Origin of the sequence: Fulvimonas yonginensis (genome assembly GCF_037137055.1) — a bacterium.
GTDB lineage: Bacteria > Pseudomonadota > Gammaproteobacteria > Xanthomonadales > Rhodanobacteraceae > Frateuria_A > Frateuria_A yonginensis.
Genome location: NZ_JBBBNY010000009.1, coordinates 67,099 through 84,573, shown reverse-complemented (window position 1 = coordinate 84,573; position 17,475 = coordinate 67,099). Strand labels below are relative to the sequence as shown.

15 protein-coding genes are annotated in these 17,475 nt (G+C 70.4%); 10 read left to right on the top strand and 5 right to left on the bottom strand.

Annotated elements, in window-relative coordinates:
* Positions 1-885, bottom strand: coding sequence for an alpha/beta fold hydrolase (locus WAT24_RS12345; RefSeq protein WP_336808189.1), 885 nt, complete (start codon positions 883-885; stop codon positions 1-3).
* A gap of 204 nt (positions 886-1,089) precedes the next feature.
* Between WAT24_RS12345 and WAT24_RS12340 the strand changes: the two genes are divergently transcribed.
* The 5 genes from WAT24_RS12340 to WAT24_RS12320 all read left to right on the top strand — a co-directional run bounded on the left by WAT24_RS12340 (position 1,090) and on the right by WAT24_RS12320 (position 5,752).
* Entirely contained in the window at positions 1,090-1,668 is a 579-nt protein-coding gene (locus WAT24_RS12340) for a TetR/AcrR family transcriptional regulator (protein WP_336808187.1), read from the top strand.
* A 128-nt stretch (positions 1,669-1,796) separates the two neighbouring features.
* The gene (locus WAT24_RS12335) at positions 1,797-3,572 is read left to right on the top strand and encodes a phosphoenolpyruvate carboxykinase (GTP) (protein ID WP_336808186.1); all 1,776 of its coding nucleotides are present in this window, start codon (positions 1,797-1,799) and stop codon (positions 3,570-3,572) included.
* A gap of 276 nt (positions 3,573-3,848) precedes the next feature.
* The gene (locus WAT24_RS12330) at positions 3,849-4,403 is read left to right on the top strand and encodes an RNA polymerase sigma factor (RefSeq protein ID WP_336808185.1); all 555 of its coding nucleotides are present in this window, start codon (positions 3,849-3,851) and stop codon (positions 4,401-4,403) included.
* Complete coding sequence (locus WAT24_RS12325) at positions 4,400-4,822, top strand: hypothetical protein (protein WP_336808184.1); 423 nt, start codon at positions 4,400-4,402, stop codon at positions 4,820-4,822. Before WAT24_RS12330 ends, WAT24_RS12325 begins: the two co-directional genes overlap by 4 nt.
* 21 nt (positions 4,823-4,843) lie before the next feature.
* Complete coding sequence (locus tag WAT24_RS12320; RefSeq protein ID WP_336808183.1) at positions 4,844-5,752, top strand: DUF4097 family beta strand repeat-containing protein; 909 nt, start codon at positions 4,844-4,846, stop codon at positions 5,750-5,752.
* 294 nt (positions 5,753-6,046) lie between these two features.
* Here WAT24_RS12320 and WAT24_RS12315 read toward each other — a convergent pair whose 3' ends face one another.
* Positions 6,047-6,943 (bottom strand): hypothetical protein, encoded by an 897-nt coding sequence (locus WAT24_RS12315; RefSeq protein ID WP_336808182.1) that lies wholly within the window; start codon positions 6,941-6,943, stop codon positions 6,047-6,049.
* Between the two features lie 260 nt (positions 6,944-7,203).
* Here WAT24_RS12315 and WAT24_RS12310 point away from each other — a divergent pair, with 260 nt between their 5' ends.
* Positions 7,204-10,089, top strand: a complete 2,886-nt coding sequence (locus WAT24_RS12310) for a bifunctional diguanylate cyclase/phosphodiesterase (protein ID WP_336808181.1) — start codon at positions 7,204-7,206, stop codon at positions 10,087-10,089.
* A gap of 121 nt (positions 10,090-10,210) precedes the next feature.
* On the opposite strand, the gene hslO is transcribed toward WAT24_RS12310, so the two are convergent.
* Positions 10,211-11,110 carry an Hsp33 family molecular chaperone HslO gene (gene hslO / locus WAT24_RS12305; protein ID WP_336808180.1) on the bottom strand — a complete coding sequence of 300 codons (900 nt, stop codon included), beginning with the start codon at positions 11,108-11,110 and terminating at the stop codon, positions 10,211-10,213.
* A gap of 120 nt (positions 11,111-11,230) precedes the next feature.
* On the opposite strand from hslO, the gene mtgA reads away from it, so the two are divergent.
* From mtgA to WAT24_RS12290, 3 genes are all read left to right on the top strand, one after another.
* The gene (gene mtgA, locus WAT24_RS12300) at positions 11,231-11,971 is read left to right on the top strand and encodes a monofunctional biosynthetic peptidoglycan transglycosylase (protein ID WP_336808179.1); all 741 of its coding nucleotides are present in this window, start codon (positions 11,231-11,233) and stop codon (positions 11,969-11,971) included.
* Between the two features lie 19 nt (positions 11,972-11,990).
* On the top strand, positions 11,991-12,938 hold the full coding sequence (locus WAT24_RS12295; protein ID WP_336808178.1) for a glycosyltransferase family 2 protein: 948 nt from the start codon (positions 11,991-11,993) through the stop codon (positions 12,936-12,938).
* A 92-nt stretch (positions 12,939-13,030) separates the two neighbouring features.
* Positions 13,031-13,459, top strand: coding sequence for a CBS domain-containing protein (locus WAT24_RS12290; protein WP_336808177.1), 429 nt, complete (start codon positions 13,031-13,033; stop codon positions 13,457-13,459).
* Positions 13,460-13,471: 12 nt separating this feature from the next.
* Here the strand turns inward: WAT24_RS12290 and WAT24_RS12285 are convergent, their stop codons facing one another.
* Positions 13,472-14,740 carry an NTP/NDP exchange transporter gene (locus WAT24_RS12285; protein ID WP_336808176.1) on the bottom strand — a complete coding sequence of 423 codons (1,269 nt, stop codon included), beginning with the start codon at positions 14,738-14,740 and terminating at the stop codon, positions 13,472-13,474.
* 214 nt (positions 14,741-14,954) lie between these two features.
* Here WAT24_RS12285 and WAT24_RS12280 point away from each other — a divergent pair, with 214 nt between their 5' ends.
* Positions 14,955-16,238: a serine hydrolase domain-containing protein gene (locus tag WAT24_RS12280; RefSeq protein ID WP_336808175.1), complete on the top strand. Its 1,284-nt coding sequence runs from the start codon at positions 14,955-14,957 to the stop codon at positions 16,236-16,238.
* A 79-nt stretch (positions 16,239-16,317) separates the two neighbouring features.
* On the opposite strand, the gene WAT24_RS12275 is transcribed toward WAT24_RS12280, so the two are convergent.
* Positions 16,318-17,316 carry an energy transducer TonB gene (locus WAT24_RS12275; protein WP_336808174.1) on the bottom strand — a complete coding sequence of 333 codons (999 nt, stop codon included), beginning with the start codon at positions 17,314-17,316 and terminating at the stop codon, positions 16,318-16,320.
* Between the last annotated feature and the right edge of the window lie 159 nt (positions 17,317-17,475).

Below are 17,475 nucleotides of genomic sequence, written 5' to 3'. Positions count from 1 at the left end.
TCATTGCACCTCTTGCGGAAAGGCCGGCCGGCGCAAGGCACCGCCGGGAAGATCTTCGAGGAAGGCGACGATCTGCCCCGTAAAGGCATCGTTCGCGTCGCCGGCCAGCATGTGGGTGGCGCCGGGCACTTCGACGTGGCGGGCGTGCGGCACCAGCTTCAGGAACTCGGCCACCGTCTCGCGCGAGACCACGTCGCTGCGCTCGCCCGAAAGCAGCAGCACCGGCATCTCCACGCGCGCGGCCGCGGCGAGCAGGCGCGGCTGGTGACGCTCGCTCTCGCGCGCCATGCTGCCCAGCAGCGCCGGGTCCCAATGCCAACGCAGCCGCCCGTCGGCGCCCTCGCGCAGCAGCGGGCGCAACTGCTCCTCGCGCTTGCGCTCGCGCCGCTGCGGCAGGTAGGCGGCGATGTGCTCCGCCGCTTCCCGGTAATCGGCGAAGCCGTCAGGGTGGGCCTGCATGAAGGCCAGGATGCGCTCCACGCCGGCCGCCTCCCAGCGCGGCGTGATGTCCACGAGAACCAGCGCACGGAACGGTGCCGGGCGCGTCTCGCCGGCCAGGGCCAGGCCCAGCAGGCCGCCCATCGAGGCACCGACCAGCACGGGCGGTTCGGGCTGCGCCTGCGCCACGGCGAGCAGGTCGCCGGCGAACTGCTCGATGCGGTAGTCGCCCTCCGCCGCACGGCCGCTTTCGCCATGGCCGCGGCAGTCGAAGCTGACGCAACGGCAACCCATGGCGGCCAGGGCGCGGGTGGCACCGTCCCAGGCTTGGCGGGTCTGCCCGAAGCCGTGCGCGAACAGCAGCGTCGGCGCCCCTTCGCCGCGCGCGTCGACGGCCAGCGGCAGGCCATCGTGGCCGGGGAGGAGACGGGTTCGAGGCTGTTCCATACTCACGAGTATGGAGTTGCCGCCGAAGTGCCGTCAACCGGCCGCCCCGTTTGTGCCGCGCTCGCCGGCATCGTGCGAGGCGCCGCCCAGGCCCGCGAGGCAGGCGGCCCGAGCCCGGGGACCGAAGCCGTGCACGGGGTTTTCCGCCTCGCGCGCTCCGCCCGTGCCTGTCGCCTGCCCTGCCATAGGCGCTACCATGCACCGATGAATGCCAGCAGCAAGTCCGAACGCACGCGCCTGTCCGCCGAGAACTGGGAGGACGCCGCGCTGGTCCTGATCGCCGAGCAGGGCGTGGGCGCCCTCGCGGTGGAGGCGCTGGCGCGCCGGCTCGGCGTGACCAAAGGCAGCTTCTACTGGCACTTCCGCACCCGCGAGGCACTGCTGCAGGCGGCCCTGGAGCGCTGGGAGCAGTACGGCGAGCGCGAGGTCATCGCGCAGATCGAGGCCATCCCCGACCCCCGCGCGCGCCTGCCCGAACTGTTCCGCCGGGTCGCGCACGAGGTGCAGCCGCACCGCGTCTACGCCGCCCTGCTCAAGGCGCTCGACCATCCCTTGGTGGTGCCGGTGATGGCGCGCGTCTCGCAGCGGCGCACCGAGTTCCTCGCCACCGCCTTCCGCGAGGCCGGCTTGCCGTCCACCGAGGCGCTCAACCGGGCGCGGCTGACCTACGCCGCCTATGTCGGCTTCCTGCAGCTCAACTTCACGCTGGGCCTGCCGCGGATCAGCCACGAGGACTTCGACGCCTACGTGGAACACATGATCACCACATTGATTCCGGCCTGATAACGCTCTCCGGGGGCGGGGTCGCGCGCGCCTGCGCGCGGCCTTTTGCTGCACTCAACCTTGCAATACCAGTGCACGCAAACTAGCGTTCCGACACCCTTTTTTCCTAAGACCTTGAAGAGGACATCATGGCCAGCAAGCTGGAAGCGCTCGAGCGCTGGGTGAACGAGGTGGCGGCGCGCACGCGGCCGGCGAAGATCCACTGGTGCGACGGCTCGGAGGCCGAGTACCAGCAGCTGGTCAAGGAGATGCTGGCCGACGGCACCCTGATCGAGCTCAACCAGGAAACGCACCCGGGCTGCTACCTGCACCGCTCGCACCCCTCCGACGTGGCGCGGGTGGAGCACCTGACCTTCGTCTGCCACCGCAACCGCGAGGACGCCGGCCCGAACAACCACTGGATGGATCCGGCCGAGGCGCACGCCAAGATCGATGCGCTGTTCGACGGCTGCATGGAAGGGCGCACCATGTACGTGATCCCCTACTGCATGGGCCCGATCGACTCGCCGCTCTCGCGCTGCGGCGTGGAGATCACCGACAGCCCCTACGTGGTGGCCAACATGCGCATCATGACGCGCATGGGCAAGGCCGCGCTGGAACGCATCGAGCGCGAGGGCGACTTCGTCAAGGGCCTGCACTCCACCGGCGAGCTCGATCCCGAGCGCCGTTTCATCATGCACTTCCCCGAGGAGCGCACGATCAAGTCCTACGGCTCCGGCTACGGCGGCAACGCGCTGCTGGGCAAGAAATGCCACGCGCTGCGCATCGCCTCCAACCAGGCCCGCGACGAGGGCTGGCTGGCCGAGCACATGCTGATCGTGGGCATCGAGAACCCCAGGGGCGAGACGCACTACGTCGCGGCCGCCTTCCCCTCGGCCTGCGGCAAGACCAACCTGGCCATGCTGATTCCGCCGGAGGGCTACCGGCAGGACGGCTGGAAGGTGTGGACCGTGGGTGACGATATCTGCTGGATGCGCCCGGGCGAGGACGGCCGCCTGTACGCGATCAACCCGGAGGCCGGCTTCTTCGGCGTGGCGCCCGGCACCAGCACGGCGACCAATTCGAATGCGCTGAAGTCGATCTCGCGCGACACCATCTTCACCAACGTGGCGCTCACCGCCGACAACCAGCCCTGGTGGGAGGGCCTGCCCGGCATGCCGGTGGTCGACTGGCAGGGCCGTCCGTTCGACCCGGCCAATGGCCCGGCGGCGCACCCGAACTCCCGGTTCACGGTGAGCGCGAAGCAGTGTCCGACCTGGTCGGAAAAGGCCGAGGACGCGCAGGGCGTGCCGATCAGCGCGATCGTCTTCGGCGGCCGCCGGCCTTCGTTGCTGCCGCTGGTGATGGAAGCGCGCGACTGGGCGCACGGCGTGCTGATGGGGGCCGCGATGGGTTCGGAAACGACCGCCGCCGCCACCGGCGCGGTCGGCGTGCTGCGCCGCGATTCGATGGCGATGAAGCCCTTCTGCGGCTACCACTACGGCGACTACTTCGCGCACTGGCTCTCGTTCGACCGGCCCGGTGCGAAGCTGCCGCGGATCTTCCACGTCAACTGGTTCCGCAAGGGCAAGGATGGCAAGTTCCTGTGGCCGGGCTTCGGCGACAACCTGCGCGTGCTGGAATGGATGATCGACCGCGTCGAAGGCCGCGCCCGCGGCGTGGAGACGCCGGTCGGCATCGTGCCGGCCGAGGGGGAACTGCGACTCGACGGCCTCGGCCTGTCACGCGACGGGATCGCCGAGCTGCTGGGCATCGACACTGCCGGCTGGCAGGCCGAGCTGGAGGCCATCGGCGAGTACCTGGAAAGCTTCGCCCCGCGCCTGCCCGAGCGCCTGCGCAAGGAACAGCAGCGCGTCGCCCGCGCCTTGGCCGCCGACACCGCCCCGCGCGCCGCGACGGCCTGAGCGCATCGAGCCCCTCTCCCGCCGGGAGAGGGATTTCCGGCATCGCACGCTCGCTTCGCCCCGGACCTCTTGCGCCTGTCCGCCCGCGCTTGCGCAGGAGGGCCGGCGGCGGGCGTCGCGGCCGTGTGCCTGGGGCGCGGCGCCCCGCCTGCGCTCCGCACGACTCCCGGCAGCCGTGGCGGCGAAGCGGACGCGGTCGACGCTCTAAACGTTCCGCCTCCTTCGCGCATCCAAGCTGGCAAGATGGATACCGCCTGCCTCGCCACTGGAAGCCCGATGCCGCCACCGACCGTTGCGTGGTCGACCGACGCCGATGACGTTCGCGCCGCGGCGGGCGGCGACCGCCAGGCATTCCAGCGGCTGTATCGCCAGCACGTCGATCGCGTGTACGGCGCGGTGTACCGGCTGGCCGGCTACGACCACGCACGCGCCGAGGACCTCACCCAGGACGCCTTCGTGCGCGCCTGGCAGAAGCTGGGCGACTTCCGCCACGAGAGCGCCTTCGGCACCTGGCTGTACCGGCTGGCGGTGAACGTGGCGTTGATGGACATCCGCTCGCGCGGCGCCCAGCCGGTGGGGTTCGTCGGCGAGGACGAGCTGCCGGACCCCGGCGAAGTGCCGTTCTGCGCGGCCGAGCGCGAGGAGCTGGAACGTGCCATCGCCAAGCTGCCGCCGCGGGCGCGGGCGGTGCTGGTGCTGCACGACGTGGAAGGCTGGCGCCACGAGGAGATCGCCAGCGGGCTGGACATGGCCGTCGGTACGTCGAAGGCGCAGCTGCACCGCGCACGTGCGCTGCTGCGCCGGATGCTCGAACCCGGAGAACGCTCATGAACGAATTCGAATGGCGTCGCCAGCTGCGCGAACTGCGCGCGCCGGTCGCGCCGCCCCACGACCTGTGGGCGCGCATCGACGCCGCGCTGGAGCCGGCCGCCCCGGCAACCCGCGCCCATTCCCGCCCGGGCTGGTTGCTGGCCGCGAGCTTCGCCGGCCTGAGCCTGCTCGCCGTGGGCCTGTCCCTGCGCCAGGACCAGCTGGTCGAGCCGCCGGGCACCACCGTCGCGTCCAGCCGCGCACCGTGGAAGCCGGACGACCCGCGCCTGGCCGGCGCGGCGATCGAACTGGACGCCGCCCGCCTGGAGATCCGGCAGGCGCTGGAGCAGGCCCCCCATTCGCCGGCGCTGCAGCGACTGCTCTCGCGCACCCGGCAGCAACAGATGCGACTGCGCCAGCTCGATCAGCAGGCCGGTTAAAGCCCTTTGCAGGAGTCATCCATGAAAACCGCACGCTACCTCCCGCTGCTGCTCAGCCTGTGTATCGGCCAGGCGCTGGCCGATACACCGATCAACCTGCACCACCCTGCCGCCGCCGACGCACGCATCAGCGTGAGCAACGTGAAGGGCCAGGTCACCATCACCGCGTGGGACCGCAACGAGGTGCAGGTCACCGGCACGCTCGGCGACGGCGCGGCCCCGCTCGCCATCGAGGGTGACAACGGCGACCTGGAGATCAAGGTCAAGCCGCAGGGCAACCGCTCGGGCAACTGGTTCAACTGGGGCGGCGACAACGCGATGGGGCCGACCACGCTCGACCTGCGCGTGCCCCGGCGCGCCACGCTCGACGTGAGCGTGGTTAGCGCGCCGCTGGGCATCGACGGCATGGACGGCGGCGGGATCTCGATCAACACGGTGAGCGGACGGGTACGGGTCAACGCGCGCACGCCCGATCTCTCGGTCGAGAGCGTGAGCGGCACGGTCGAACAGGCCGGTCGCGCGGAACGGGCCGACCTGCAGACGGTGAGCGGTGACATCCTCGCGCCCGCGCTCGGCTCCAACGCCGAGCTGCAGACGGTATCCGGGCGCATACAGGCGGATGGCGGGCCGTGGCAGAAATTCAACCTGAGCACGGTTTCCGGCGACGTGCAGATCGGCGGCGGGCCGGCCAGGAACGGCAGCATGGAGATCGACAGCATGAGCGGCGACGTACAGATTCAGGTGCCGGCCGATCTTTCCGCCTCGATTCACGCCAGCAGCTTCAGCGGCGACCTGCGCAGCGACTTCGGCCAGGTCACCGAACACGAGCACGGCCCCGGCAGCGAACTCAACGCCGAGGTGGGCGGCAGCCAGGGCCGCATCCACGTGGAGACCTTCAGCGGCGACCTGCGCATCCGCAGGAAGGACTGACACGTCCGCCGGATCGTCCGCGAGGGCCGGGCGGCCAGCAACGCCCGGCCCTCGCCGTCTGCAAGCCTCGCCGGGGACGCAAGGTGACCGCCGCTACGTGCCGGTCCCGAAGCCGAGGAATCCTTGGTCACCTTCGCCGCTGCCCGCTTCGCGCGAGCATCCTCCCGACGCGCCGGGCCCGAGCCGGCGCCCGATGCTTCCTTCGCCCCGCGGCCGGTATCCCACAACCGGGCGGCCGGGCCCAAGGAAAAAGGCCGTCGCATGCGACGGCCTTTCGTCCCGAAGCGGGAAACCTTACAGGTCCTGGTGGTACTGCACGTATGGCGTGCGCGACTGGTCGGGCTCGGGGCCGGCCGGGGTCGGCACCGAAGAGCCGGACGACCACAGGTTCTGGGCACCGATGCTCAGCTCGCCCTGCCACGGCAGGCGCACGGTGACGCCCAGGTCGATGCTGCTCCAGCGCTTGTCGCCGTAGTAGCCGCCCGGCAGCGCCGGCTGCATGGTGCGGCCCACGATGGATCCGCTCAGCGGACCGTGGTCGACGCCGAAGCTCAGCGCCTTCTGGTCCAGCGTATTGATGCCCAGCACATTGCCCGGCAACAGGCGGATGCGGCCCACGCTGGCACCCAGGTCGATACCGCTCTGGCCACCGACGGCCACGCGGCCACGGGCGCTGAGCTGGGCGCTGCTGTCGAAATCGGGCAGGCCGTTCACACCCGGCGTGGCGCCCGGCAGGACACGCGGCAGGCGCTGGTCGGGCGTGCTGTCGGCGCCTACGCTCAGGCCCACGCTGTAGCGGCCGAGATTGTAGGTGGCACCGATCTCGCTGCCGACCACGCGCGGTCCGCGCGATACCCAGTTGTGCTCGCTGACGCCGGCGTGGATCTGCAGGTGCGGATCGAGCCCGTACTGCAGGTCCGCCGACATCACACTGCCGGCGTCGACCGCATGGAACGACAGCGGCGCATCGGCGCGCTGGGCCAGCGTGGTCGTCTGTTCGTCGGCCTTGAGCGCCAGCATGCGGCCATCGGCGCCACGCCACAGCGGCACCGCCACGCCCTGGCCCATGTCGACGATCCGGTCCGGGGGTTGCCGCAGCAGCTGCTGCGCCAGCTGCGAATCGCCGCCCAGCACCTGCCCTGCCGCGGCGAACGGCGTCAGCAGGATCAGCAGGGGCAACAGGCGGCGCATGGCGAATCGGGCACTCGAAAGGTCACGGCCAGGCGTGGCCGAGGGTTGGAACCAGTATACCCCTTTTACTTTTATCTAACACCCCCGGTACCGTACCTGGTATCCGAACGGTGAACCGAGGCACATATCTTGCGTACATGGACCATCACGCCAGAGCCGGGTTCCACGGCGGATGAAAAACAGGTCGGTCCGGGTCCGACAAAGCCCTCGCCGCACGATATAGTCGCCCCTACGGCCGTCACGAACCCTCCACGCCTGCGATGAATCCCGCTCCGCCCACTCGCGAGCCCATGCCGCCACCGGCCAACCGGGAAGCGCTGCATCGGGCCGTGGAGCGGCTGTTCGGGGCGCCGGATGCGGCCAGCGTCGCGGCAGTCTGCGAGACGCTGCTGTCGGACTGGCACGTGCGCGCCCGGCTGGGCTGGCGTCCGCTGGGCGGCGAGCCGGCCCTGCCCGGCCGGCTGGAACTGGCCGAGGATCCGCAAGCTTCGCGCGTGCTGGTGCTGGAGCCGGAAGTGCCGCTGTCCGAGCCGCTGCGCGAGCGGCTCGCCTGGTTCGGCCGCCTCGCCGGCACCCGCCTGCGTCAGCAGGCCGAAACGGCGCGCCTGTACGAGGCGATTTCGCGCCTGGCCCTGGCCGAGCGCCTGCAGCGCGCGCTCTTTGCCATCGCCGAGCAGGCCGGTACGGAACGCAACCTCGCCGAGATGATGCGCTCGCTGCACGCCATCGTCGGCAGCCTCATGTACGCGGAGAACTTCTACGTCGTGCTGTACGAGGAGGCCACCGACAGCGTGCGCTTCCCGTACTACGCCGACGCCGCCGATCGCGACCCGCCTTCGCCCGATCGCAGCTTCCCGCTGGCCGAACTCGAGCACAGCCTGACCTGGAACCTGCTCAAGGGCGGGCGCCCGATGATGGGCTCGATGGAGGAACTCAGCCGCACGGTGTCGCACCGGCTGGTGCTGATCGGCCCGGACTGCGAGCACTGGCTGGGCGTGCCGCTGCTGCGCGAGGGCAAGGTGGTCGGCGGCATCGTGGTGCAAAGCTACCGCGCCGATACCCAGTACACCACGCAGGACCGCGAGCTGCTCTGCTACGTCGCCCAGCACGTGCAGGCCGCGCTGGAAAAGCGCCAGGCCCAGGCCGAGCTGGAGCGCCGCGTCGCCGACCGCACGGCGGCCCTGCGCGAAGCCAACCGCGTGCTGCGCCAGCAGGTGCTGCAGCGCCAGCGCGGCGAGCGCCTGCAGGCGGCGTTGTTCCGCATCGCGGAGCTGGCGAACACCTCCGACGGGCTGGACACTTTCTACGCGGCCGTGCACCGGGTCATCGGCGGCCTGCTCTACGCGCGGAACTTCTACATCGCGCTGGTCGACGAGGAGACCGGTCAGCTCACCTTCCCCTACTCCGTGGACGAGGTCGACAACGTGCGCACGCCGCGCGTGCACGGCCGTGGCGCCACCGAGTACGTGCTGCGCCACGGCAAGCCGCTGCTGGCCGACCCGCAGGAGCTCGAACGGCTGGCCGCGGCCGGCGAGATCCAGCGCCAGGGGGCGCACTCGCTGTGCTGGCTGGGCGTGCCGCTGCTGCTGGGCGAGAAGGTGATGGGCGTGCTGGCGGTACAGAGCTACACCCAGGAGCATACCTACAACGAGCGCGACCAGGAGTTGCTGACCTTCGTCAGCTACCACATCGCCAACGCGCTGCAGCGCAAGCACACGGCCGAGTCGCTGAAGCAGGCCTATGCCGGGCTGGAGCGCCGGGTCACCGAGCGCACCCGCGCGCTGGCCCTGGCCAACCGCGACCTGCGCGAGCAGATCGCCGAGCGCGAGCGGGTCGAACGGCGGCTCAAGTACGAGACCCTGCACGACTCGCTGACCGGCCTGCCCAACCGCACACTGCTGCTGCAGCGCCTGGAACAGTCGCTGGAGCGCTACCGTGCCGATCCGCAGGACGGCTTCGCCGTGCTGTTCATCGACCTGGACCGCTTCAAGGTCATCAACGATTCGGTCGGCCACCTGGTCGGCGACGACCTGCTGTTCCAGGTCGGCGGGCGCATCCGCGCCTGCCTGAAGACGCGCGACGTGGTCGCGCGCCTGGGCGGCGACGAGTTCGCCGTGTTGCTGGACGGCATCGCCGATCCGGGCACCGCGCTGCTGATCGCCGAGCGTGTGATCGGCGAGCTGCAGGTGCCGTTCCGGCTGGGCGCCAAGGAGATCTTCACCTCCGCCTCGATCGGCGTGGCCCTGCCCGGCCCGCACTACCAGAAGCCCGAGGAACTGCTGCGCGACGCCGACGCGGCGATGTACCGGGCCAAGGACGAGGGCCGCCACCGCGCCGCGCTGTTCGACGACCGCCTGCGGCGCGAGGCACTGTCGCTGCTGGAGATGGAAAGCGACCTGCGCCGCGGCCTCGCGCGCAACGAATTCGTGCCGTTCTACCAGCCGATCGTGGCACTGGACGACGGCCGCATCGTCGGCTACGAGGCGCTGCTGCGCTGGCATCACCCGGACCGCGGCCTGCTCGCGCCGGGCGAGTTCCTGGTGATCGCCGAGGAAGCCGGCTGCGCCGAGAGCATCGACTGGCAGATCTTCGAGCAGGTCTGCGCGCAGGCGCCGCAACTGCTCGGCAGCACGGGCTTCATCAGCATCAACGTGTCCGGCCGCCACTTCCGGCTGCCGGACCTGGATACGCGCCTGCTCGCCCTGCTCGCCCACCACGGCATGTCGCCGCGGCAGGTGCGCATCGAGGTGACCGAGCGGGCGTTGCTGGACAACCCGGCGCAGGTCAAGCGGATGCTGGAGCACCTGCGCGGCCGTGGCGTGACCGTGGCGCTGGACGACTTCGGCACCGGCTACTCCTCGCTGAGCTACCTGCACCAGTACCCGTTCGAGACGCTGAAGATCGACCGTTCCTTCATCACCGAGCTGCCGCGCCAGGGCGAGAGTCAGGGCCTGGCGGTGGTGCGCGCGATCCAGGTGCTGGCCGACTCGCTGCACATGCAGGTGATCGCCGAAGGCATCGAAGAGGAATACCAGCGCCAGGCGCTGCTGCGCGTGGGTTGCCGCTACGGCCAGGGCTTCCTGTTCGCGCGGCCCAAGCCGATCGAGGCCTGGCTCCCGGCCGACCCGACGCCCGCGGTGGCCTAGGTCTGTCGCGGTAGCCCTTCCCGCCCGCCCGTCTCTCCGGGGAGCGCCTGCGTGTGCGGGCACCAAACGGGCATCCCCTCCGCGGCGCAGGAGCGGAAGAGCAGCCGACACCCTGCCCGGGCTACTGCGCCGTGGTCGAGGTGTCCGAACTGACCCCGCCGCTCAGCAGCATCTCCGCATCGATGCGGTCGAAGGTGTAGCGCTGCGCGCAGAACTCGCAGATCACCTCGATTTCGCCCTCGCGGGCGGCCAGCGCCGCCTCGACCTCCTCGCGGCCCAGCGAGCGCAGCATCGATTCGACCCGCTCGCGGGTGCAGCTGCAGCCGAATGCCAGCGGGCGCGGTTCGAACAGGCGCACGGTCTCCTCGTGGTAGAGCCGGTACAGCAGTTGCTCCGGCGAGGCGCTGAGCATCTCCTCGCGGCCCAGCGTGCCGGTCAGGTGCAGCACGCGGTTCCAGGCGTCCTCGTCCTCCACCGCGCCGTGGCCACCTTCGCCCGGCAGTTTCTGCAGCATCAGGCCGACCGCATGTTCGGCGTCGGCGGCCAGCAGCAGCCGCGCCGGCAACTGCTCGGACAGGCGGAAGTAGTTTTCCAGCGCACCGGCCAGGTCCGGCTGGCCCAGTTCGACCAGGCCCTGGTAACGCTGTCCACGTTCGGCATGGCCGATGGTGATCGCCATGATCGCGCCCGGCAGGGCGGACAGGTCCAGCGGGTCGGGCAGCGGGTCCTGCCAGCGGGCGAGTCCACGCAGTCGGCCCTGGTCGCTGCATTCGACGAACAGCAGACGCAGCGGGCCGCCGCTCTTGAGCTCGATCGACAGCGCGCCTTCCAGCTTGATGTTGCCGGTCAGCAGTGCGCTGGCGACCAGGCTCTCGCCGAGCAGTTCGCGCAGCGGCACCGGATAGGCGGCACGCGCGGCCACCTCACGCCAGGCGGCACCCAGGCGCACCAGTACGCCACGCACGCCGGCGCGTTCCAGTACGAAGCGGTGCAGCACGTCTTCGACAAGCACGGTTTCCACGAACGATCACCCTGGCGGAAGCGAAAGCATGCAGATGGGGGCGCCGCCGCGCCGGCACAATGGCCGGGGCCCGGCCGCTTATACTGCGGCCGCTTTCCTGCCAGGCCCGCCTTCCGCACGATGCCACCCGCGCGCTCCACCCTCCGACGCCTGCTGCGACTGCTCGCGCTGCTGGTGCTTTCGTGGCTGGCGCTTTCCTGGCTGGTGGTGCTGGTATTGCGGTTCGTGCCGCCGTGGACCTCGGCGGTGATGATGGAGCGCCGGCTGGAGGCGCTGGTGCACGGCGAGCGGGATTTCCGGCTGCGCCAGCACTGGGTGCCCTGGTCGCAGGTCTCGCCCTACGTGCCGCTGGCGATGGTCGCCGGCGAGGACCAGAAATTCCCGTACCACCACGGTTTCGACTTCGATTCCATCCAGGACGCGCTGGACGAGGCCGACGAGGGCCGGCGCCTGCGCGGCGCCAGCACGATCAGCCAGCAGACGGCCAAGAACCTGTTCCTGTGGAACGGTCGCAGCTTCGTCCGCAAGGGGCTGGAGGCCTGGTTCACCGTGCTGATCGAACTGACCTGGCCGAAGCGGCGGATCCTCGAGGTGTACATGAACATCGCCGAGCTGGGCGACGGCATCTACGGCGTAGGCGCGGCGAGCGAGGCGTACTTCCACGTGCCGCCCGCGCGGCTGGGTCCGGCACAGGCGGCGCGCCTGGCCGCCGTGCTGCCCAGCCCGCGCCGCCTGCACGTCGATCGGCCGAGCGCCTACGTGCAGCGTCGCGCGCAATGGATCATGCAACAGATGCAGCAACTGGGCGGCCCCGGCTACCTCGACGGCAGCCGCCCGCCACCGGCCCGCCACGGCCATTGAACGCCATCCAGGGGGAACCATGCCGCAACTGACCGTCGTCGTGCCGGCCTACAACGAAGCCGCCGTGCTGGAGGCCTTCCACCGACGCCTCTCGGCCGTGCTCGATGCACTGCCGCTGGACACTGCGGTGCTCTACGTCGACGACGGCAGCACCGACGGCACCTGGGCCGGTCTCGAGGCGCTGGTCGCGCACGATCCGCGCGTGCACGCGCTCAAGCTCTCGCGCAACTTCGGCAAGGAGGCCGCGCTCACCGCCGGGCTCGATCACGTGACCGAAGGCGCGGCCGTGGTGATCGACGCCGACCTGCAGGACCCGCCCGAACTGATCCCGGAACTGGTCGCCAAGTGGCAGGCCGGCCACGACGTGGTCTACGCCACGCGCAGCGCGCGTGCCGGCGAGACCCGCCTCAAGCGCCTGACCGCCGCCGGCTTCTACCGCACCATGGAACGCCTGTCGGACACCCCGCTGCCGCGCGACACCGGCGACTTCCGCCTGCTCTCGCGCCGCGCGCTGGACGCGCTGGCGCGCCTGCGCGAGCGGCAGCGCTTCATGAAGGGCCTGTTCGCCTGGATCGGCTACCGCCAGACCGCCGTGCACTACCAGCGCGAGCCGCGGCAGGCGGGCCGAACCAAGTGGAACTACTGGCGGCTGATCCAGTTCGCCATCGAAGGCATCACCTCGTTCTCCACCGCGCCGCTGCGGCTGGCCACCTGGGTCGGCCTGGGTTCGTCCCTGCTGGCCTTCGTCTACGGCCTGTGGGTACTGACCAAGGCGCTGATCTGGGGCGACCCGGTGCGCGGCTATCCGACGCTGATGCTGGTGATCCTGTTCCTCGGCGGCGTGCAATTGCTGGCGCTGGGCGTGATCGGCGAGTACCTGGGCCGCAGCTACGCCGAGACCAAGCAGCGGCCGCTGTATTTCGTCGAGGAAGAGCGCCGCCACGGCGACCTTTCGCCCCGCGGGTAGGGGTTCCGCGGCGCTGCGGCCTACACACCGTGGCGACGGCCCGGGGCTAGACTCGTCGCAGCGGCCGCGCCGGCCGACGAGGGGAGCCCGACATGCGTCAGGTAAGGCATCTTCTGCAAAGCAAGGGCAGCGAGGTCTACGCCATCGCGCCCGACGCGCCGGTACTGGAAGCGATCCGGCGCATGGCCGAGCGCCGCATCGGCGCGCTCGTGGTGATGAAGGGCGACCAGCTGGTGGGGATCGTCTCCGAGCGCGACTACGCACGCAAGGTGATCCTGCAGGGGCGGTCGTCGGCGCAGACGGCGGTGGCGGAGATCATGAGCGGCGAGCCGCTGACCATCGCGCCCGACACCGACGTGTTCGACTGCATGCGCCTGTGCACCGAGCGCCGCGTGCGCCACCTGCCGGTGGTAGAGGACTCGCGGGTGGTCGGGGTGATCTCCATCGGCGACCTGGTCAAGGCGGTGATCGACGCCCAGGCCGAGCAGATCGAGCAGCTGCAGCGCTACATCACCAGCTGAGTCGGTGGCCGGTCAGTCCTTCGCCAGGTCCGGCGCCCGGCCGGCCCGGCGCGCCACCCACGCCGACGCCGTGGCCACCCCGGCGCCGATCAGGCCGAGTCCCCCCACGCCCACGCCGACGGCCGTCAGCAGGCTCACGCCGCTGGTCACCAGCACGTCGCCGAAACGCCAGACGGCGGTCTCGACGAAGTTCTTGCCCTTGTAGCGCGTCTCGCGCGGCACGCGGGTGTACAGCGCGTCCACCGCCGGCTTGGTCATGCCGTAGGCGAAGCCGCGGGTGGTCGCCATCATCACGGCCAGCAAGGGCACGGCCAGGCCGAGGACGTGCACGTCGCCGGCTCCGAAGGCGGCGACCGCCAGCAGCAAGCCGATGTTGACCAGCGCCGGCAACACCAGCCCCCAGCCGGCCCCGAGGCGGACCAGCACCCACGGGGTCAGGCTCAGCTGCAACAGCGCGCCCAGCAGGTTCGCGGCCAGGTCCAGGTCGTTGTAGAACGCCGTGCGGGTGACCTTGTCGGCGAAGTGTGCCTTGGCGTAGTCCGCCATCAGCGCGTAGGCCAGCGTGCCGATGCCGTCGCCGAACAGCATCAGCAGCGCCATGTAGCGCAGGAAGGGGCGCGACCACAGCTCACGCACGCCCGCCCAGAGTCCGCCACCGATGGGCTGCGCGCCCTGGCCGGCGGCGCCGCGCTCGTCCTGCGCGGAGAGCCGCAACAGCAGCAGCAGCGCCAGCCCCAGCGTCGCCGCGGAGACCGCCAGCAACGGCGCGACACCCAGCAATCGCACCAGCACCTTGGTCAGCAACGGGCCGAAGATCGCCCCCGCCATGCCGCCCAGCGCAATGAGCGGGAACACCCGCCGCGCCTGCTGGCTGGCGAAGATGTCCGCCATGAAGCTCCAGAACAGCGACACCACGAACAGGTTGAAGATGCTGACCCACACGTAGAACACGGTGCCCAGCGTGCGCGCGCCGATCCGCTCCTGCGCCAGGAAGGCCGGCACGAAGGCGAGCAGGCAGAGGATGAAGAAGCTGTAGCTCCAGCCGAGCAGCCGCCGGCGGGGAAAGCGCGCCACCAGCCAGCCGAACACCGGCGTCAGCAGCATCATCGCCAGAAACACGATCGTGTAGAACAGCGGCAGTGACTGCGAGCCGAGCGCGCCGCCGAGCTGGTCGCGGACCGGGCGGATGATGTAGTACCCGGCCATCACGAAGAAGAAGGCCAGCGTGGCGAGGGGCAGCGCGGCGCCTTGGTCGGCGCGGGCGTTGTGGCGCAGGCTCACGGCGTTCCAGCCTCGGGTGGGGCGAAAAGCCTAGCATGGGGCATCGCCGGCAGACTGGCGCCTGTCTGCCTCGCTGAACCGGGTGCACGTTTGGCGAACGCATCCGTTGTGGACCCGGCTCAACTGCACGACAATCGGCAGATCAGGTTCGCGCCGCCCGGCCGATGCCCTTCCCTTTCACGACCATGGCCTTACCGCCGGATCCTCTCCAGGCATGCAGCTCCGTACGCTTCCTCTGCTGATCGCCGGCCTGCTCGGCGCCGTCAGCCTTCCCGCCGTCGCCCACGGCGCGCCTGCTTCCGCCAGGCCGGCCTCCGCCACTGCCGAGTCCGCCACGCTGCCCGCCGAACGCGTGAAGGCCACCCTGCAGGCGTACCGGCAGTGGCTGGCCAAGCTCGAACAGCGCGACGCGGTCGCCGGCCTGGCCACCGCGGTCGTGGTCGACGACAAAGTGGTGTTCGAGGGCACCATCGGCTACGCGGACGCGCAGGCCAAGGAGCCGGTCACGCCGGACACGGTGTTCCGCCTGGCCTCGCTGTCCAAGGCGTTCGCCACCGGCCTCACCGCGATCCTGGTGCAGGACGGCAAGCTCGCCTGGGACACCCGGCTGGTGAACGTGCTGCCGTTCTTCAAGCTCAAGAACGTGCCGGACACGCAGCGCGCCACGGTTGCCGACATCCTCGGCCAGCGCCTGGGCCTGCCGCGCAACACCTACGACAACATGCTCGAGGACGACGTCCCCTACGAAGAGCTGGTGCGCAAGCTCGACCAGGTGGACATGACCTGCGGCGTGGGCAAGTGCTACGGCTACCAGAACGTCGCCTTCAGCCTGATCGGCGACGTGGTCTACGCCATGACCGGCAGCTTCTTCTACAAGCTGGTCGACAAGCGGATCTTCCTGCCGCTGGGCATGACCACGGCGAGCTACGGCCGGGCCGGACTCGAATCGAGCAAGAGCTGGGCACGCCCGCACCGGCGCACCCGGCGCGGCTGGGTCCCGTTCGAGCCGAAGGAGAACTATTACCGCGTCGCGCCTGCGGCTGGCGTCAACGCCAGCCTGCACGACATGGAGAAATGGCTGATCGCGCAGATGGGCGGACGCCCGGACGTACTCTCCCCCGCGTCCCTGGCGGTACTGCACACGCCGGGCGTGCCCACGCCGGTGGAGCTGCACTCCTCCCCCTGGCGCAGCGGCCGCCTGACCAGCGCGCACTACGCGCTGGGCTGGCGCGTCTTCACCTACGGCGGCGAGACGCTGATCTACCACGCGGGCGCGGTGGAGGGTTACCGCACGATGATCGGCTTCTTCCCCAAGTACCACGCGGGCGTCGTGACGATGTGGAACTCGGGCGTGCCGGCGCCGTCGGGGCTGATGCCGATGGTGTTCGACAGCCTGCTCGGCCTGCCGCACGTGGATTGGGCCGGCCTGGAGAGCACGCCCAAGCCCGCCGCACCCCGGCCGCACCGCAAGCCCGTCCGGCACCGCCGGCGGGGCTAGCGCACCGGCCCACCGCTATCGCACAAAAGAAAGGCGGCGCACGAGCGCCGCCTTTTTTTGTTCGGGCCCGAAGGCTCGGTCACTGGTTGAGCTTGAACACGATCCGCTGCTGACGGCTGGCCTCCACGGGAACGCCGTTGCGGGTGGCCGGCTTGAACTTCCAGCGCTCGACCGCATCGGTCGCCTCGCGGTCGAACAGGTGGCGCGGCTGCGCGTCCACGACCCTCACGTTGTTGACGTTGCCCTCGGTATCGATGTTGTAGCTCACGATCACCCAGCCCTCCTGGTTGGAGCGTCGCGCCAGGGTCGGATAGCGCGGCTGCACCGCCTTGATCAGCACCGGCTCGGTCAGGACCGGGGCCGCCGCCGGCGCGGACGTGGCAGCGACCTCGCTCTTGCTCTCGGAGGCGGCCGTCTTCGCTGCCGGCTGCGCAGCGGACTGCGGGGCGGCCTGCTGCTGGGCGAGCTTCTCGGCCGCCGCCTTCTCGGCGGCCGCCTTCTCGGCGGCCAGCTGCTGCCGCTGCTGTTCGAGCGCCTGCTGCTGTTCCTTGTCCAGCAGTTTGCGCTGGGCGTCGAGCTTGGACCGCAGGATGGTCAGCGTGTAATTGGCGGGGTCGGCCTTGGCCAGCAGTTCGATCTCACGCTGCGCCTCGTTGAAGTCGCGTGCATTGATCGCCTGCTCGGCGCCGGTGGCGGCGAACGGGAAGGTCTCGCGCAACGCATCGGTGGCGACCGGATTGCCTGGCTGCTTCTCCAGCGCCTTGAGGTAGAACTCGAAGGCGTTGTTGCCCGCCGGAGCGAGCACCCGGTGCTCGTTCATCGCCCTGCGGGCCTCGGCCAGCAGCTGGTTCACGTCCATCGCCTCGACGTTGGCCGGCGGGGCCACGGCCACCTGGTCGGTGGACACCGGCGTGGACGGATGCCCGCCCGCGTCCTGCATCACCAGTTCCTGGTGCGGCTGGATGATGAGGAACCACGAGGCGGCGGCCAGCAGACCGATGATGATCAGTACCGCGAGTGTGATGGGCCGGATGGCCCCGCGCGCATGCGCGCGCCTGGAACTGGAACGGGTATCCATGGACGTTCACCGGTTGGCATGAGATACCGCGCTTTTTCCCCCTGTAGGAGCGTCCGTCCCCCTGGACGTACACGGCGCGAGTGCGCACAACTTACCCCCAATGGGGCGTTGCGGCAAATGGTGAGGCCGACGAATCCGGCCCCTGAAAACGAAGCGTCC

Excerpts from the sequence above, each read along its gene's own strand:
- WAT24_RS12335 (WP_336808186.1), top strand. The coding sequence starts at position 1,797 with ATGGCCAGCAAGCTGGAAGCGCTCGAGCGCTGGGTGAACGAGGTGGCG.
- WAT24_RS12280 (WP_336808175.1), top strand. The coding sequence starts at position 14,955 with ATGCAGCTCCGTACGCTTCCTCTGCTGATCGCCGGCCTGCTCGGCGCC.
- WAT24_RS12345 (WP_336808189.1), bottom strand. The coding sequence starts at position 885 with ATGGAACAGCCTCGAACCCGTCTCCTCCCCGGCCACGATGGCCTGCCG.
- WAT24_RS12340 (WP_336808187.1), top strand. The coding sequence starts at position 1,090 with ATGAATGCCAGCAGCAAGTCCGAACGCACGCGCCTGTCCGCCGAGAAC.
- WAT24_RS12330 (WP_336808185.1), top strand. The coding sequence starts at position 3,849 with ATGCCGCCACCGACCGTTGCGTGGTCGACCGACGCCGATGACGTTCGC.
- WAT24_RS12295 (WP_336808178.1), top strand. The coding sequence starts at position 11,991 with ATGCCGCAACTGACCGTCGTCGTGCCGGCCTACAACGAAGCCGCCGTG.
- WAT24_RS12315 (WP_336808182.1), bottom strand. The coding sequence starts at position 6,943 with ATGCGCCGCCTGTTGCCCCTGCTGATCCTGCTGACGCCGTTCGCCGCG.
- WAT24_RS12275 (WP_336808174.1), bottom strand. The coding sequence starts at position 17,316 with ATGGATACCCGTTCCAGTTCCAGGCGCGCGCATGCGCGCGGGGCCATC.
- WAT24_RS12325 (WP_336808184.1), top strand. The coding sequence starts at position 4,400 with ATGAACGAATTCGAATGGCGTCGCCAGCTGCGCGAACTGCGCGCGCCG.
- mtgA (WP_336808179.1), top strand. The coding sequence starts at position 11,231 with ATGCCACCCGCGCGCTCCACCCTCCGACGCCTGCTGCGACTGCTCGCG.
- WAT24_RS12310 (WP_336808181.1), top strand. The coding sequence starts at position 7,204 with ATGAATCCCGCTCCGCCCACTCGCGAGCCCATGCCGCCACCGGCCAAC.
- WAT24_RS12290 (WP_336808177.1), top strand. The coding sequence starts at position 13,031 with ATGCGTCAGGTAAGGCATCTTCTGCAAAGCAAGGGCAGCGAGGTCTAC.
- WAT24_RS12320 (WP_336808183.1), top strand. The coding sequence starts at position 4,844 with ATGAAAACCGCACGCTACCTCCCGCTGCTGCTCAGCCTGTGTATCGGC.